Source organism: Kitasatospora sp. NPDC058048 (genome assembly GCF_042885555.1).
Taxonomy (GTDB): Bacteria; Actinomycetota; Actinomycetes; order Streptomycetales; family Streptomycetaceae; genus Kitasatospora; species Kitasatospora lactacystinica.
The window spans coordinates 1-1,302 of the sequence record NZ_JBHVRT010000103.1; the positions used below are offsets into that span (position 1 = coordinate 1).

The 1,302-nt window shown below is 78.7% G+C and carries 1 pseudogene; it reads right to left on the bottom strand.

Going from position 1 to position 1,302, the window contains the following annotated elements:
- Window positions 1-1,211, bottom strand: a pseudogene (locus ACFVVA_RS42120) (XRE family transcriptional regulator); the annotation flags it as partial.
- Between the last annotated feature and the right edge of the window lie 91 nt (window positions 1,212-1,302).

Genomic DNA, 1,302 nt, shown 5'->3' on the forward strand with positions numbered 1-1,302 from the left:
CCGCCCGGCTCCCGGTCCTGGGCGAGCGGGTGCACGTCCGGGACCTCCGGCGGCGCCGGGTCGAACGCGTCCTTCGGGCGGGAGCCCTCCACCGGCCCGGACGTCCAGCCCGTTTCGGTGCGCACCGCCCGGGTCGGCGGGCGCAGCGCGGTGACGAGTTCGAGGCCGGAGACGGCGGTGGAGCCGCGCGGGGTGAGGACGCGCTTCGCGTAGGTGCCGAGCAGGCGAGCCAGGTCCGGGGCCGTGAGGCTGTCGGGGATCTGCCAGCCCCCGGACGCGAGGGCTCCCCAGGCGGGGATGCACAGCTGCACGCAGACCCGCTTGCCGTCCTCGGGGGTGCGGTAGATGCGGGCCCAGGGGCCCAGGCCGCGCTGGGTCAGCAGCCAGCCGGCCTTCTCCACCTGCTTCACGGCCTTGTGGGTCTTCGGGAGCTGCCCCAGGCGCTGAACGAACTCGCGCTTCTCATCCCGGCCCATCGGCGGCAGGCCGATCTCCGCGAGCGCGGCGTCGGTGAGCACGACCAGGGCGTCGCCGTCCTTGCCGTGCCGGTGCAGGCGCGGCGAGCCGAGCTTCACCTCCAGCGCCCACTCGACGACGTCGGCGAGCGTGCGCCCCACCGGCGCGGTCGGCGCCTGGGTGCCGTCGGCGAGGTAGGCCACCAGGCCCCGGCCGGACGGGGCGACGTCCACCACCGCGAGCGGCCCGGCCGGGAACCGCGCGGCCGCCGCGGCCTCCCAGTCCGCCGGGCCCGCCTCGGCGGCCGGCTTCTTCGCCGCCGTCTTCCGTGCCCGCGACGGCGCACCGGCAGAGGGACGGGACGAAGGCCCGCGCCGAGCCGCCGCGGCAACGGGGGCGGGAGCGGCCTGGCGGGGCGCAGCGACCGAAGCGACCGACGCTGCCGGTGGGGTAGCCGGCTCGGCGGGCGCGGCCGGGACGGGCCGCTCCGCGACCGGGACGGCGGGCGCCGACTGCCCGGCCGGAGCGGGCGCGCACCAGCCACCCATGTGCACCGGACGGCCCTGCGAACGGTAGGGCGTCGGCCGGCCGCACCGCACACACGGCGCGGGCCCGGCGGCGACCAGGTCCCCGGCGGCCGTCCGGTCGAGCTCCACCACGGCCTGGTCCCCGCCGCCGTATACCGCCGACGACCCCATCACCAGCGAGCCGTCCCGGTCCCGGTCCGGCACCACCGGCGCTGGCTGCCTGTCCACCGCAGCGGTGGTGAACACCCCGGGCTCCGGCGGCGGGGCCACCGGAGCGGCGGCGGACTCCGGGACAGCCGGCTGCCGCACCGTCTCGGCG